This is a genomic window from Bacillus sp. FSL R5-0397 (assembly GCF_038593395.1).
Classification (GTDB): Bacteria; Bacillota; Bacilli; order Bacillales; family Bacillaceae; genus Bacillus; species Bacillus altitudinis.
The window spans coordinates 1,317,207-1,331,838 of sequence record NZ_CP151992.1; the positions used below are offsets into that span (position 1 = coordinate 1,317,207).

The window sequence follows — 14,632 nt, forward strand, 5'->3', positions numbered from 1 at the left end:
GAAGAGACAAAATGACGACAAGAAAACCAGAAGAATTAGAAGGTGTCACTTTACTAGGAAATCAGGGGACCAATTACTTGTTTGACTATGCACCACAAGTGCTTGAAACGTTCCCGAATAAACATACGAATAGAGATTATTTTGTGAAATTCAACTGCCCAGAATTCACATCACTTTGCCCGCAAACAGGGCAGCCAGATTTTGCGACCGTGTATATCAGCTACATCCCAAATGAAATCATGGTCGAAAGTAAATCATTAAAATTATATTTGTTCAGCTTCCGTAACCACGGTGACTTCCATGAGGATTGTATGAATATTATCATGAACGATCTCATTGAATTAATGGACCCAAGATATATCGAAGTATGGGGCAAATTTACACCAAGAGGCGGTATTTCAATTGATCCGTATACGAACTACGGAAAACCTGGGACAAAGTATGAAGAGATGGCATCTTATCGTATGATGAATCACGATATGTATCCAGAAACGATTGATAATCGCTAATAAATAGAAAAGACATGTGGATGACATGTCTTTTTTTATGGAATAGATTATGATGGCATATAAAAAAAGAGAAGAGTCATGTCACTCTTCTCATACCAATAGGAATAGAACTTGCTAGGACGGCTGGGGGCTACCAGCTCGTATGTATAGTATACACGACAGAACGTATGTTTGTAAAGGTGTATCATGCTTTTATTCTTCATATATTTACTTTAAGATAAAATTGAAACGAGCGAATGAAAATGGAGGCGTTTGTGTTGGCAAACAAAGAAGACAAAACAGAGAAGATGCTAATGGAATTAAGGGAAGAGCTTCAGATGCTTGAACATCAAAACAAAGAACGATATAAATGGAGTGCCTCCACATTACTTGGAGTGATCGCCCTTTTAATTGATAAAGGCGTGATAACACCTGAAGAAGTTGATATGTACAAAACAAAAGCGGAAATGCAAACCTTTCACGCGCAAAAAGACTGACGCCACTTTATATGGTTGTCAGCCTTTTTCATATGTGATTGTCAAAAGAGAACAGAGCTGTTACACGAGTCAGCTTTGCTGTGTATATCTTTATGTAACGGTAGTCTGAATTGAGGATTGCAAATTAATGTACGGAGTCTTTGATGATTTTATAGTTTTTATGATTAACGACTGTTAGTGAATCCAGTTCTAAATCTCTATAGTTGTCCATAATGGTGACATCCACAATAACAGAGTTTTCATTCACTTTTTCAACTACACCTGTTAAACCATTTCTAAATTCGATCACATTCCCAATTTTTGCAATCTTCAACCGATCCCTCTCCTTTAAAAACAGATTTCATTCCCTATTAAAAAGTATTTTGCAATATTTTCATACCAATGTAAAGGATAAAGACGTTTTTCTTTCGTTTTCGTTGTACGCTTTGAAAACGAATGGTATATTTAATATTTGATCAAGGCTGAAAAGGAGCGGTTTTTTTGACTGAAGAACACATCAACACAATACTAGAATCATTACGGAATGGTACTGAAAAACAAGTGACCATTCAAAAGGATGATTTTTTAACATTTCGTTCTGTATTGGTCAATCAAGATGATTTTAAACATTTTCGCGGAATCGCCAAGCATGGTGGAGATGTTATTTTTGAATATCTTAAAGAAGCAAGAAGCTAAAGCTTTTTCTCATTCATGAGAAAAAGCTTTTTATTTTGGTTCTTTTGTCACACTTCAAACCAGCTTGATACATATGAAAAGAAAATGTAATAACCCATAATCAGGAGCATAAGGATGATTATAGGCTAAAAAGAGACTATATTAAACGCTTACATTACCAATTCATGCGTATTTCAACTAGGACATGCCATTTAATGACGGAATTTGGACAGGCATGAAAATCTTTGTGCGTGAAAATAGAAGAAGCTCTTGTTAGAGTGGACAAGTATCTTACGGCCTACATTAATTAAGGGAGGAATGAGGCGAATGATCAAAATTCATACAGCTCTTTTTGCCATCCTTATGCTCATCTCAGCGATCAAGATGGACAATATACAAGAGCAAGAGGGCACATTAAGTCAGAAACTTGAACAAGCACCTGAAAAGCATCAGCTTTCATATATAGATCAAGATAATAAGCATACCGTGATTCCTGCGTTTTCAGAGGAGAAACATCAGCCGAAAGTGAAAATGCTAAGCACATCAACAGAGGAAAAGGCATCAAAACCGAGGCCGAAGCCGAAGAAAAAGGAAACGGCAAAGCCAGCAAGCTCAAGAAATGAATCACACTATTCTAATGAAGAAATGGACTTGCTTTCTCGCTTGGTACATGCCGAAGCAAAAGGTGAATCTTACGCAGGGAAAAAAGCTGTAGCAAGCGTCGTCTTAAACCGCGTGGAACACCGCTCTTTTCCTGACAGTGTCAGAGGCGTGATTTATCAGCGAAATGCCTTCCAGCCCGTATCAAATGGAAGTATCAATGATAAGGCAGACCAGGATTCCGTAAAAGCTGTGAAGCAGGTTGTCAAAGAAGATGACAGAACAACAAAGGCGATTTATTTTTATAATCCAAAAACGGCGACAGATAACTGGATTCGTTCTCGTAAAATTGTAGAACGCATTGGCCGTCACGTGTTTGCAGTGTAAAGAAAAGCAGCGATCAATCAGTCGCTGTTTTTTTGTCTTCAATTATTAAAATATTTTCAGGACTTGTCTCATAGAATGTGAAAAGAATTTGCTTTTAGACAAGGGGAGGCTACATGAATCGATTTGTAAAAGGGGTCATTCTGCTATCTGTCGCAGCTTTCATTGCTGAGTGTATCGAGTTTTTAGTCAATATGATTTTAGCGAGAGAGCTTGGAGAACATGGAATGGGTTTATATATGAGCATCCTTCCCATCATCATGCTTGTGCTTGTGATCGCCAGCTTGGAGCTGCCAGTCTCCATTTCTAAATTCATTGCAGAATCGCATGAGCGGCTTCATAAAAGTATGCTTCGCCATGCATTTAAAATGACGCTTGTGGTGACATGCACAACAACGACAATAGCAGCCATTGTACTGCCTATCATTCCTGTATTTCAATCGTATCATCCGCTGATGAAGGGCTTGGTTCTGTCACTTATTCCAATCATCGCATTTACGTCCATTGCACGCGGCTATTTTATGGGCAAGCAGCAAATGGGCAGAATTGCTCTAGCCAATATGCTGAAAAAAACGATCCAGCTTATCTGTTTGTTTTTGTTTTTTCATTGGTATTCGTTTGATATTGAAACAGCGGTGCTTATCGCGATTGGTGTGATTGTTGCAAGTGATCTCGTCGTCTTTATCTATTTATATTCCCAATACGTCATGGCGAAAAATGCTGTGAATGTCAGATCGGTTGAGTTAAGAGGGATTGACGTCAGAAAACGTTTGTTAGCAGTCTCCATCCCGACAACAGGTATGCGTATCTTTCATGCCATTGCTAATGCGGTTGAACCGTTTTTAATCAAAGGAGCCCTCGTTGCAGCGGGCATTTCTGGTACGCTTGCTGTTGATCATTACGGAATGCTTGCTGGCGTAGCGATGTCGATTGGTTTTTTTCCGGCGTTTATCGCTCATTCCATTATGATTGTGATGATTCCGAATGTATCAGAAGCCTATGCCTTGGGGCAGTATGATCTCGTGAAAAAACGTGTCAGACAAGCGATTCTCATTACGTTTGGCTATGGGGTGCCAGCCGTGATGATCATGTATTATTTCGCTTATCCGCTCACGCAGCTCTTTTTTGACTCACCTCAAGCAGCCGTCTACTTGCAGCTGCTATGGCCTTACTTCTTATGCCACTTGTTCGTCATGCCGTTTCAAGCGTGTTTAATTGGTATGGGTCTCATTAAAGATGTGTTCCTACATAATATATGGGTGCACGTGGTGTCGTTCTCTATGGTGTATTTTCTAGGATCCATCGAATCCTTAAATATGATGGGCGTTATCTTAGGAATGAACACGGGGATGCTGCTTTTAACGGCTTTGCATTATGCGACGATTTGCAAGGAACTCGGCGTCTCCATGTTTCTTACATTGAAAAAAGCTTGAATGTCATGTGCAGCTAGCGGGCAAGCTATAGGAAAATCAGGAAGGAAGATGCTGATGAATCGTAAATATCTACCCGCCAGTCTTCTCATGATGACCCTTCTTTTATTTCTGATGAACATAGAGGCTGAAGCAAAAGAGCCTGTAATGGCGCCGAGGATAGAAGCTCCTACATTAACAGGTGAAACGCAGGTGATCCCGGTGAAAGGGAAGCGGACCATTCTGCATTTTTGGACAACGTGGTGCCCGTCCTGCAAAATGGAGCTGCCAGCCTTTGAACAGATCGTAAAAGAAAATCAAAGTGATGTAGACATACTGACTGTGAATTTACTTGGTGCTGAGCAAAGCAAGCATGCAGTTGCCCAATTTGTGAAAGACAGAAAGTTCACATTTCCGATCGTTCTCGATGAGCACGGCGAAATGATGAAGAAATACCAAATTATTACGATCCCGACGACTTTTTTCATCAATGAAAAGGGTGAAGTGGTCAAAAACCATGTAGGTCCGCTGACGAAAAAACAAATCAAAGAGTGGACAAATTCGTAGAACACAAGCTTTCTGTAAAGAACCAATGGGCGATCCGTTGGTTCTTTTTTGTGTTCAATTACCTTTCAGATGAATAAAATGTGCTCAGAAAGAGGAAGAAATGTCGGATACTAATAATGATAATTATTATCAAAAAGAAATTATAATAATTATTAATTGAAAATTGATCAGAACCTGTTATAATGAGTTACAGACCTATAAAAAGCTTGAAATAGCAGAAAATATAGATGATAAACGGAACGGGCAACGATTGATAATGTGAAAATCATTATCAATTAGAGAGGAGAAAGTAATCATGAATGAGAATACAGCACTTTATCAAACGACAGATCAAAAGGGATCCAACTCGCTCTTTCAAAAATGGGCACAGCACGGGGAATTAATCGCAGCAGGCATTTCGGGGATTCTCATCTTGATTGGATGGTTTCTAAAGGATGAAACGATGTGGAGTATTCCTCTTTTCATTCTTGCTTTTGTTATTGGTGGTTTTGCAAAGGCAAAGGAAGGAATTGAAGAAACCATTTCATCCAAGACATTAAATGTAGAACTTTTAATGATATTTGCTGCGATAGGCTCAGCGATCATTGGCTACTGGGCAGAGGGCGCCATTTTAATTTTTATTTTTTCGCTTAGCGGTGCGCTAGAAACGTATACGTCAAATAAAAGTAAAAAAGACTTAACGGCCTTAATGAGTATCGCTCCAGATGAAGCCACTTTAATTGAAGAAGATGGCACCACCATCCAAATCGCTGCTTCTTCACTTACGCCAGGCGACCGTATTTTAATCAAAGCGGGCGAACGAATTGCAGCAGATGGTGTGATCATGAGCGGAAGAACAAGTGTAGACGAATCTGCCTTAACGGGTGAATCGGTGCCTCAGGAAAAAGGGCAAGGGGAAGATGTGTTTGCAGGAACAGTGAATTTAAATGGTTCATTAACAGTAGAAGTAACAAAACATAATGAAGAAACACTTTTTCATAAAATCATTAAGCTTGTGGAATCTGCACAAGAAAGTGTATCGCCAAGCCAAGCATTTATTGAAAAATTTGAAGGTGCCTATGTAAAAGGTGTGCTCATCACTGTGGCGATTTTAATGTTCCTTCCTCATTTTGTACTTGGCTGGAGCATGAGTGAAACGTTTTACCGTGCGATGGTGTTTATGGTGGTTGCCTCGCCTTGTGCACTTGTTGCCTCAATTATGCCAGCAGCTCTTTCACTCATCTCAAACGGTGCAAGAAACGGTATGCTTGTAAAAGGAAGTGTCTTTTTAGAAAAACTGGGTACAAGTACGATGATTGCATTTGATAAAACGGGTACGATTACAAGTGGAAAACCAGCTGTTGAAAAAGTGGTTTTGGCAAAAGGGCAAAATGAATCGACCTTTTATCAAGCGCTCTATCAAATTGAAAGTCAGTCAAACCATCCATTAGCTAAAGCCATTTCTGATATGGCAAAAGAGCATCATACAGAGCGGGCAGCCCACGTAACCATTGAAGAAACATCAGGTTTTGGTGTGGAAGCACAATTAAATGAGGACACATGGCGGATTGGGAAGAAAGATTTTGCCGGAAAAGCTTCAATGGATCGTGATATTGAAGTGAATGGTGATGTTCTTTCATCCAAAGGATATACAGTTGTCTATGTTCAAAAAAATCAAGAAGTCGTCGGCTGTCTCGGTTTGAAGGATCAAATCAGACCTGAGGCCAAAAAAATGATTCAGGAGCTGAATGATTTAGGCATCCAAACCGTCATGCTCACAGGGGATCAGCAAAAAACAGCTGAAGCGATTGCAGAGGAAGCGGGCATCCAAACCGTTGTCGCTGAATGTCTTCCAGATGAAAAGGTACATGAAGTCAATCAACTGAAAAAACAAGGTGATTCGATCATTATGGTCGGAGATGGAATCAATGATGCACCTGCACTCGCCACAGCGGATGTTGGCGTCGCAATGGGCGGAGGCACAGATGTTGCTTTAGAAACAGCAGATCTCATTTTAATGAAAAATAACTTAAACAATCTAACAAAGATGATCCGTCTTTCAAGAAAGATGAACCGAATCATTAAACAAAACATCATCTTTTCATTAACAGTTATTTGTTTGTTAATCTGTGCGAATTTCTTACAAGTTCTTGATTTACCTTTTGGTGTCATTGGGCATGAAGGCAGTACGATTTTGGTTATTTTAAACGGACTTCGTTTGCTTCGTGCTTCTTAAGCAAATCACAAAAGCGCACTGGCTTTAGGTCAGTGCGCTTTTGTGCGAAATACAGTGAAAACTGATACAATAGATCAGTAGTCAAACGTGTGAGGAGGATCACGATGAATCGAATGAAAAACTTGTCTTCTTGGCTTAAGAAAAAAGACATTCAAGGTGCATTTATACATACAAAGGAGAATGTATTCTATCTATCTGGATACTTCACAGAGCCGCATGAAAGAGTGATGGGGCTGTTTGTTTTTCAGGAAGCAGATCCATTTTTCATTTTGCCTAAGATGGAAGTTGAGCAAGCAAAAAATGCGGGATGGGCTGGAGATCTCATTGGATATGAAGACCATGAAAACCCCTTTGATTTCATACAAAAGGCACTAGAAAAACGAGGAGTAAAAGCGACTCGCCTAGCGATTGAAAAAGAATCCATTCCTTTGCAAAGAGCAGAGCAGCTTCAAGCTGTCACTGGGGCAGAAACATTCGTTCGGGCAGAAGATGTGCTCAATCAGCTAAGACTAATTAAAGACGAAGCTGAAATTGAAACATTGAAAAAAGCTGCTCAATTGGCAGACGAAGGCGTCAAAATTGGGGTTCATGCCCTAAAAGAAGGGGTGACGGAAACCGAAGTTCTTGCTGTCATCGAATATGAACTGAAGAAAAAAGGCATTCAGGGCATGTCCTTTTCAACCATGGTACTATTCGGAGAAAAATCAGGAGAACCTCATGGAAATCCGGGGCAGGCAGCCTTGAAAAAAGGTGATTTTGTTTTATTTGACCTCGGCGTGATTGTGGATGGCTATTGTTCAGATATTACAAGAACCTTCATCTATCAAGAAGCGTCTGAACAACAAAAAGATATTTACAACACCGTCTTGAAAGCCGAATTGGCAGCACTTGATATGAGCCAGCCGGGTGTGAGAATTGGTGACCTTGACTTAAAAGCAAGAGGGCTGATCGCAGAAGCAGGATATGGCGAATACTTCCCGCACCGTCTAGGGCATGGACTCGGGGTTTCTGTTCATGAGTTCCCTTCTATGAGTCAAGCAAATGATGACCTTCTAAAAGAAGGGATGGTCTATACGATCGAGCCGGGTATTTATGTACCAGGAGTCGGCGGGGTTAGAATTGAAGACGATGTTCTCATTACAAAAGATGGCCCAGTCACCTTAACCAATTATCCAAAAGAGTTGACGATCATCAAGTAATGAAAAAAATCACGATGAACGTCCAAGTATTGGGAGCGTCATCGTGATTTTTTTGTCACTCTTTGCGATCCTTATCAACAAAAAAATCATCAATTGATTGAAACGGCTTGATTTTATGTTCTTTTCCTAAAGGATGTAGTGCGAATCGAGCAGAAAACAAAATAGTCAAACATAATATGATCCATATGATAATACCCATCTTGAATTCCCCTTTCCACCCAGTGATTTGTTCAGCTCACATACATCTTAAAGTATGAAACGCTTACCATATCAAGAGAAAGTAGGAGAAAAAATGCCTAACATAAGGGATATTGCGAAAAGAGCGGGTGTATCGGTTACCACCGTATCACGAGTGATGAATGATCATCCTTATGTCAAAGAAGAAAAGCGAGAGCGCGTACTTAGTGCGATGAAAGAGCTCAAATATACACGGAATATTCAGGCAGTTCATTTAGCGAAGGGCTATTCCAATATGCTTGGAATTGTACTTCCGACAATTGATCACTCCTATTTCAGCGGAATTGTCACAGGGATTGCAGAGAAAGCACAGGAGTGCGGAATGCATTTTGCCTTGTTTCAAACAGGATATGACCCATTAAAGGAAAAAGAAGCATTAATGAGCTTAAAAGAGCAGCGTGTGGATGGTTTAATCTTTTGCTCAAATGCGTTAAGTGATCGAGAAATTTTAAAGTGGCAGGAATCTGGTCCTATTATCTTTTGTCATCCTACTCCGCATGATACATGTTCATCGGTATCGATTGCGCATGATCAGGCTTTTAAGGAAGGGCTTGAACACTTAGCGGCATGCGGTCATGAGCGAATCGCAATCGTTCTTGCTAGAACAGAAGGGGAGAACAGCCAAGTTCGCATTCAGACTTATCAAGAAATGATGCGGTCGCTTGGGCAGGACATTGATGATGAATGGGTCATTGAAGGAAAACTAACCATTTTTGATGGCAAGCAATTATTTACAGAATGGAAAGAGATGAAAAATCGTCCGACAGCCTTACTGATTACAAACGATGATGTCTCAGCAGGTTTTTTACTAGAGGCACAGCGTCACCAAATAAACGTTGGAGAATCACCAGCCATACTTGGCTTTCAAAACGATCAATTGAGTGAAGCATTGGGGATTTCTAGTATAGATATTCCCCTCAAACAAATGGGGCAGGAAGCATTTGACTTGTTCAACCAAGTATTACAAGGTGAGGCACCAGAAAAAAGGGTGCTGTCATATCGACTCGTTGAGCGCACAACGACTATTTTGAAAAACAATCGTTGACGCACGTTTCATCTGTTTTGTACGATAAGAAGGATTGAATAAGAAGGAGGTGGGGATGTTCATGGAATCCTTCACCGTTGATAAAGCGTTAAATAATAATGTCATCATCGCAAAACACCCTTCTTTAGGCGAAGTGGTCCTGATTGATAAAGGGATCGGCTTTGGGAAAAAATCGGGTGACGTTCTCGATCAAGCGGCATTTGAGAAAATGTTTGTGTTAAAGAATACAAAAGAGCAAACAGAATACAAACAATTGCTGCACCACATTAATGAGGACATGATTGAGCTTGCCAATGACGTCATTTATCATATACGAGAAAAAATGGGGCATCGTTTAAATGAGCATATTCATATTGCATTGACAGATCATATTGCCTTTAGTTTTAAACGAGTTAAGCAAGGCTATGATATCACCAATCCTTTTATGCTTGAAACGAAATCCTTATACCCGAAAGAATACGAGGTCGCAAAGGAAGTCGTGGAACTGATAAATGCGCGGCCAGATGTTGAAACAAAGCTGCCCGAAGGAGAGATTGGGTTTATTGCGCTCCACATTCACTCTGCTTTAACGAACCGGCCTTTATCCGAGGTCAACCGTCATTCGCAGCTCATGACACAAATGGTCCAAGTCATAGAAGATGCATTTCATATGAAAGTAGATAGAGAAAGTATTCATTATTTACGCTTACTGCGCCATATTACGTTTTCGATTGAGCGTATTAAACGGGAAGAATCATTAGAGGAGCCAGAAAAGTTGCTTCATCTATTGAAAAATGAATATCCTTTATGCTACAATACTGCTTGGAAAATGATCAAAATTTTGCAACATGCATTGAAAAAGCCTGTACAAGATGCCGAAGCTGTCTATTTGACACTTCACCTGTACAGATTGACGAATAAAATTTCATAGTTTCCTTGAAACGTGTAACTGATTCGATCAGGCATGAGTGACTTAAGGTAAATACAGGATAAGATCCTGTTATTTGCGCAACCTTATATCACCATGCCTTTTTTGTGTTCTGAAAGTGAAATGTAAACGGTTAATTATGAAATGTACGTCAGTGAATAATTGAAATGCATGTTGTAAGCGAAAACAAAAGGAGGTTCAACCAGTGTTTAAATCACTTTTTGGTGTGTTGCAAAAAATTGGACGAGCACTTATGCTTCCAGTTGCGATCCTTCCTGCTGCTGGTATTTTACTAGCACTCGGAAATGCGATGCAAAATCCGCAGCTGATTGATGTCGCTCAATTTTTAAGCAATGATACAATTCAGCTTGTTGCTAGTGTTATGGAGAATGCGGGGAATATTGTCTTCTCGAATCTTCCGCTCCTATTTGCTGTAGGGGTTGCCATCGGTCTTGCCAATGGAGACGGTGTGGCAGGGATTGCCGCGATCATCGGTTACCTTGTCATGAACGTAACGATGAGTGCCGTATTAATGGCCAACGGTTCCATTCCATCCGATTCAATCAAATTGGCTAAGTTCTTTAAGGAAAGTCATCCAGCGTATGTGAATATGCTCGGCATACCGACCTTGTCTACCGGCGTTTTTGGCGGGATTATTGTCGGGGTATTAGCCGCTTATATGTTTAATAAATTTTACAAAATTGAGCTCCCGCAATATCTTGGCTTCTTTGCTGGTAAGCGTTTTGTTCCAATTGTTACGTCGATTTCAGCACTTATTTTAGGGCTTTTGATGCTCGTCATTTGGCCGCCAATCCAAGGTGCATTGAACTCATTTTCAACTGGACTGCTTGCAGCGAATGAGCCGCTGGCTGCCTTTGTATTCGGTGTCATTGAACGCTCATTAATTCCGTTTGGTCTACACCACATATTCTACGCACCATTCTGGTATGAATTTTTTAGCTATAAGAGCTTATCAGGAGATATTATCCGTGGTGACCAGCGTATTTTCATGGCGCAAATCAAAGATGGTGTTCAGCTGACAGCTGGGACATTCATGACAGGGAAATATCCGTTCATGATGTTTGGACTTCCAGCAGCAGCACTTGCGATTTACCATGAAGCAAAACCTAAGAATAAAAAACTTGTAGCAGGAATTATGGGATCAGCGGCCCTTACTTCTTTCCTAACAGGGATCACTGAACCGCTTGAATTTTCATTCTTGTTTGTTGCACCGATATTATTTGCGATTCACTGTGTATTTGCTGGATTATCCTTTATGATAATGGATATTCTAAACGTGAAAATCGGAATGACCTTCTCAGGAGGGTTAATCGACTTCTTCCTATTTGGTATCCTGCCGAATAGAACCGCTTGGTGGCTTGTTATTCCAGTCGGTCTCGTACTGGCTGTCATTTACTACTTCGGATTCAGATTTGCGATTCGCAAGTTTAATCTGAAAACGCCAGGACGAGAAGATGAAGCAGCTGACGGTGCAAGTAGCGCTCAATCTGGAAAAGGCGATGACTTACCTTATGAAATTCTTGAAGCAATGGGTGACCAAGAAAACATTAAACACCTAGATGCTTGTATTACGCGTTTACGTGTCACTGTAAATGATCAGAAAAAAGTGGATAAAGACCGCTTGAAAAAGCTTGGTGCTTCAGGTGTCCTTGAAGTAGGGAATAACATCCAGGCCATCTTTGGTCCACGCTCTGATAATTTAAAAACACAAATGCAAGACATTATTGCAGGGCGCACACCTCGACCAGCGAAAGACCCTTCTGCAAAAGAAGAAGTCAGTCAGCAGGTTGAAGAAGTCATTGCAAAACCGCTTCAAAACGAACAAGGGGAAGAAACGTTTGCTTCACCAATTACAGGGGAGCTGCATCCAATTACAGATGTGCCAGATCAAGTATTCTCAGGGAAAATGATGGGTGACGGTTTTGCTATCTTGCCAAAAGAGGGAACAGTGGTTTCACCAGTAAGAGGAAAAATCTTAAATGTGTTCCCAACAAAACACGCCATCGGCCTCCAGTCTGATGGTGGACTTGAAATCTTGATTCACTTCGGGATTGATACAGTCAGCCTCAAAGGAGAAGGATTTGAAGCATTTGTACAAGAGGGAGACCAAGTAGAAATCGGTCAAAAACTTTTAGAGGTTGATATTGATAAAATTAAGTCAGAAGTACCATCTTTAATGACACCAATTGTATTTACAAACTTAAGTGAAGGACAATTTATTGACCTTCAAGAATCCGGTGAAATCAAAGCTGGCCAAGAAAACATCATGAAAATTTCAAAATAATTTTCATAACTGCCGTTCTTGTTAGATGACAAGCTCGGCAGTATGATATAATATTGTGGATGTATGAAATGTATAAAAAGGAGATTGATAAAAATGGCTCAACAAACATTCAAAGTAACTGCAGATTCTGGAATTCACGCACGTCCTGCAACAGTTCTTGTACAAACTGCTAGTAAATATGATGCTGATATCAACTTAGAATATAATGGTAAAACAGTGAACCTGAAATCTATTATGGGTGTAATGTCTCTAGGAATTGCGAAAGGTGCTACAATCACAATCTCTGCTTCTGGTTCTGATGAAAATGATGCACTTGCTGCGCTAAAAGACACAATGAAAAGTGAAGGCCTAGGCGAGTAATGCAACAACTGAAAGGAATCGGTGCTTCAGCAGGCGTTGCGATTGCAAAAGCATATCGTCTAGAAGAACCAGATTTAACAGTTCACCAAAAAGACATCAATGATCCAGAGACAGAAGTGAAACGCTTTGAAGAAGCAATTCATGTTTCAAAGCAAGAACTTGAAGCAATTAAAGAACATGCGCTAAAAGAACTTGGCCAAGATAAAGCGGATATTTTTTCTGCACACCTTCTTGTGTTAAGTGATCCAGAGCTGCTCAACCCAGTGAAGGATAAAATCACATCGGATAAAGTAAATGCTGAATTTGCTTTAAAAGAAACAGCAACAATGTTTGTTACAATGTTTGAAGCAATGGACAATGAATACATGAAAGAACGTGCAGCGGATATTCGCGACGTTACAAAACGTGTCACTGGTCATTTGCTAGGCGTTGACATTCCGAATCCAAGCATGATTTCTGAAGAAGTCATTATCATTGCTGAAGATTTAACACCTTCTGATACAGCTCAGCTGAACAGACAATTCGTCAAAGGCTTTGCGACAGATATCGGTGGTCGTACTTCTCACTCAGCGATTATGGCTAGATCAATGGAAATTCCAGCAGTTGTTGGGACAAAAGAAGCAACAAAAACGGTGAAAAACAATGATCTGATCATTGTTGATGGTATTAGTGGAGACGTCATCATTCAGCCTTCTGAAGATGAAGTGAAAGCGTATCAAAAAAAGCATGAAGACTACTTAGCTCAAAAAGCGGAATGGGCGAAACTTGTTGACCAGCCAACGGTCACAAAAGACGGCGTTCACGTAGAGTTAGCTGCGAATATTGGAACACCTGAAGATGTGAAAGGTGTACTTGAAAATGGCGGCGAAGCAGTTGGATTGTACCGTACAGAATTTTTATACATGGGCAGAGATCAGCTCCCAACAGAAGAAGAGCAGTTCGATGCGTATAAAACCGTTTTAGAGAAGATGGAAGGCAAAGCAGTGGTTGTCCGCACACTAGATATTGGTGGCGATAAAGAACTTCCTTACTTGCAGCTTCCAAAAGAAATGAACCCGTTCCTTGGCTATAGAGCGATCCGCCTTTGCCTTGAAGAGCAGGAGATTTTCAGAACACAGCTACGCGCGTTACTTCGTGCAAGTACATATGGAAACTTGAAAATCATGTTCCCTATGATCGCGACGTTATCAGAATTTAGAGAAGCAAAAGCTATTTTACTTGAAGAAAAAGAAGCATTGGTTGCTGCTGGTACAGAAGTATCTGATTCCATTGAAATCGGAATGATGGTAGAAATTCCATCAACAGCTGTTATCGCAGATCAATTTGCAAAAGAAGTAGATTTCTTCAGTATTGGAACAAATGATTTGATTCAATACACAATGGCTGCTGATCGAATGAACGAACGAGTGTCTTATCTTTACCAGCCATACAATCCAGCTATTTTACGCCTCATAACGCTTGTGATTGAAGCAGCGCATAAAGAAGGTAAATGGGTTGGCATGTGCGGTGAGATGGCAGGAGATGAAATCGCAATCCCGCTCCTACTTGGATTAGGATTAGATGAATTTTCAATGAGCGCAACATCGATTCTTCCAGCAAGAACGCAGTTAAGCAAGCTTTCTAAGGAAGAAGCTGCATCATTTAAAGAGCATATCTTATCACTGAGTACAACTGAAGAAGTGGTTGATTTCGTGAAAAAAACGTTTCAACATAACTAGGTGATGTAAACCAGACAGGTCAAACTGTCTGGTTTTTTTGTCGAATT

The 14,632-nt window shown here is 40.3% G+C and carries 14 protein-coding genes; 13 read left to right on the forward strand and 1 reads right to left on the reverse strand.

Annotated elements, in window-relative coordinates; genetic code table 11:
• Positions 1-11 precede the first annotated feature (11 nt).
• Together queF and NSQ70_RS06650 are read left to right on the forward strand one after the other, a co-directional pair.
• On the forward strand, positions 12-509 hold the full coding sequence (queF, locus tag NSQ70_RS06645; RefSeq protein ID WP_003211403.1) for a preQ(1) synthase: 498 nt from the start codon (positions 12-14) through the stop codon (positions 507-509).
• Positions 510-766: 257 nt separating this feature from the next.
• Positions 767-985, forward strand: a complete 219-nt coding sequence (locus NSQ70_RS06650; RefSeq protein ID WP_326849291.1) for a hypothetical protein — start codon at positions 767-769, stop codon at positions 983-985.
• Positions 986-1,109: 124 nt separating this feature from the next.
• Here NSQ70_RS06650 and NSQ70_RS06655 read toward each other — a convergent pair whose 3' ends face one another.
• Positions 1,110-1,298 carry a DUF2187 family protein gene (locus NSQ70_RS06655; protein ID WP_003211747.1) on the reverse strand — a complete coding sequence of 63 codons (189 nt, stop codon included), beginning with the start codon at positions 1,296-1,298 and terminating at the stop codon, positions 1,110-1,112.
• A 167-nt stretch (positions 1,299-1,465) separates the two neighbouring features.
• Between NSQ70_RS06655 and NSQ70_RS06660 the strand changes: the two genes are divergently transcribed.
• The 11 genes from NSQ70_RS06660 to ptsP all read left to right on the forward strand — a co-directional run bounded on the left by NSQ70_RS06660 (position 1,466) and on the right by ptsP (position 14,585).
• Positions 1,466-1,660, forward strand: coding sequence for a hypothetical protein (locus NSQ70_RS06660; RefSeq protein WP_008348081.1), 195 nt, complete (start codon positions 1,466-1,468; stop codon positions 1,658-1,660).
• Positions 1,661-1,966: 306 nt separating this feature from the next.
• On the forward strand, positions 1,967-2,626 hold the full coding sequence (locus tag NSQ70_RS06665) for a cell wall hydrolase (protein ID WP_096881334.1): 660 nt from the start codon (positions 1,967-1,969) through the stop codon (positions 2,624-2,626).
• A 113-nt stretch (positions 2,627-2,739) separates the two neighbouring features.
• Positions 2,740-4,056 (forward strand): polysaccharide biosynthesis protein, encoded by a 1,317-nt coding sequence (locus NSQ70_RS06670; RefSeq protein WP_327872303.1) that lies wholly within the window; start codon positions 2,740-2,742, stop codon positions 4,054-4,056.
• 54 nt (positions 4,057-4,110) lie between these two features.
• Positions 4,111-4,599, forward strand: coding sequence for an endospore biogenesis thiol-disulfide oxidoreductase StoA (gene stoA / locus NSQ70_RS06675; RefSeq protein WP_008348077.1), 489 nt, complete (start codon positions 4,111-4,113; stop codon positions 4,597-4,599).
• Positions 4,600-4,894: 295 nt separating this feature from the next.
• Positions 4,895-6,814, forward strand: a complete 1,920-nt coding sequence (locus tag NSQ70_RS06680; RefSeq protein ID WP_342502516.1) for a heavy metal translocating P-type ATPase — start codon at positions 4,895-4,897, stop codon at positions 6,812-6,814.
• Positions 6,815-6,918: 104 nt separating this feature from the next.
• Complete coding sequence (locus NSQ70_RS06685; protein ID WP_007498720.1) at positions 6,919-8,013, forward strand: Xaa-Pro peptidase family protein; 1,095 nt, start codon at positions 6,919-6,921, stop codon at positions 8,011-8,013.
• Positions 8,014-8,305: 292 nt separating this feature from the next.
• Positions 8,306-9,295, forward strand: a complete 990-nt coding sequence (locus NSQ70_RS06690) for a LacI family DNA-binding transcriptional regulator (protein WP_256689214.1) — start codon at positions 8,306-8,308, stop codon at positions 9,293-9,295.
• 55 nt (positions 9,296-9,350) lie between these two features.
• The gene (locus tag NSQ70_RS06695; RefSeq protein ID WP_017359435.1) at positions 9,351-10,205 is read left to right on the forward strand and encodes a transcription antiterminator; all 855 of its coding nucleotides are present in this window, start codon (positions 9,351-9,353) and stop codon (positions 10,203-10,205) included.
• 202 nt (positions 10,206-10,407) lie between these two features.
• A complete protein-coding gene (gene ptsG, locus NSQ70_RS06700) occupies positions 10,408-12,507 on the forward strand; it encodes a glucose-specific PTS transporter subunit IIBC (RefSeq protein WP_024719659.1) in 2,100 nt (699 codons plus the stop codon).
• A gap of 93 nt (positions 12,508-12,600) precedes the next feature.
• Positions 12,601-12,867, forward strand: a complete 267-nt coding sequence (locus NSQ70_RS06705) for a phosphocarrier protein HPr (protein ID WP_003211078.1) — start codon at positions 12,601-12,603, stop codon at positions 12,865-12,867.
• Positions 12,867-14,585: a phosphoenolpyruvate--protein phosphotransferase gene (gene ptsP, locus NSQ70_RS06710; RefSeq protein ID WP_008348058.1), complete on the forward strand. Its 1,719-nt coding sequence runs from the start codon at positions 12,867-12,869 to the stop codon at positions 14,583-14,585. The genes NSQ70_RS06705 and ptsP overlap by 1 nt, the downstream gene beginning before the upstream one ends.
• Positions 14,586-14,632: the final 47 nt, after the last annotated feature.

What these genes read in the sequence shown, in the direction of transcription:
- queF (WP_003211403.1), top strand. Translation starts at nt 12, where the DNA reads ATGACGACAAGAAAACCAGAAGAATTAGAAGGTGTCACTTTACTAGGA.
- NSQ70_RS06665 (WP_096881334.1), top strand. Translation starts at nt 1,967, where the DNA reads ATGATCAAAATTCATACAGCTCTTTTTGCCATCCTTATGCTCATCTCA.
- NSQ70_RS06670 (WP_327872303.1), top strand. Translation starts at nt 2,740, where the DNA reads ATGAATCGATTTGTAAAAGGGGTCATTCTGCTATCTGTCGCAGCTTTC.
- stoA (WP_008348077.1), top strand. Translation starts at nt 4,111, where the DNA reads ATGAATCGTAAATATCTACCCGCCAGTCTTCTCATGATGACCCTTCTT.
- NSQ70_RS06680 (WP_342502516.1), top strand. Translation starts at nt 4,895, where the DNA reads ATGAATGAGAATACAGCACTTTATCAAACGACAGATCAAAAGGGATCC.
- NSQ70_RS06685 (WP_007498720.1), top strand. Translation starts at nt 6,919, where the DNA reads ATGAATCGAATGAAAAACTTGTCTTCTTGGCTTAAGAAAAAAGACATT.
- NSQ70_RS06690 (WP_256689214.1), top strand. Translation starts at nt 8,306, where the DNA reads ATGCCTAACATAAGGGATATTGCGAAAAGAGCGGGTGTATCGGTTACC.
- NSQ70_RS06695 (WP_017359435.1), top strand. Translation starts at nt 9,351, where the DNA reads ATGTTCATGGAATCCTTCACCGTTGATAAAGCGTTAAATAATAATGTC.
- NSQ70_RS06705 (WP_003211078.1), top strand. Translation starts at nt 12,601, where the DNA reads ATGGCTCAACAAACATTCAAAGTAACTGCAGATTCTGGAATTCACGCA.
- ptsP (WP_008348058.1), top strand. Translation starts at nt 12,867, where the DNA reads ATGCAACAACTGAAAGGAATCGGTGCTTCAGCAGGCGTTGCGATTGCA.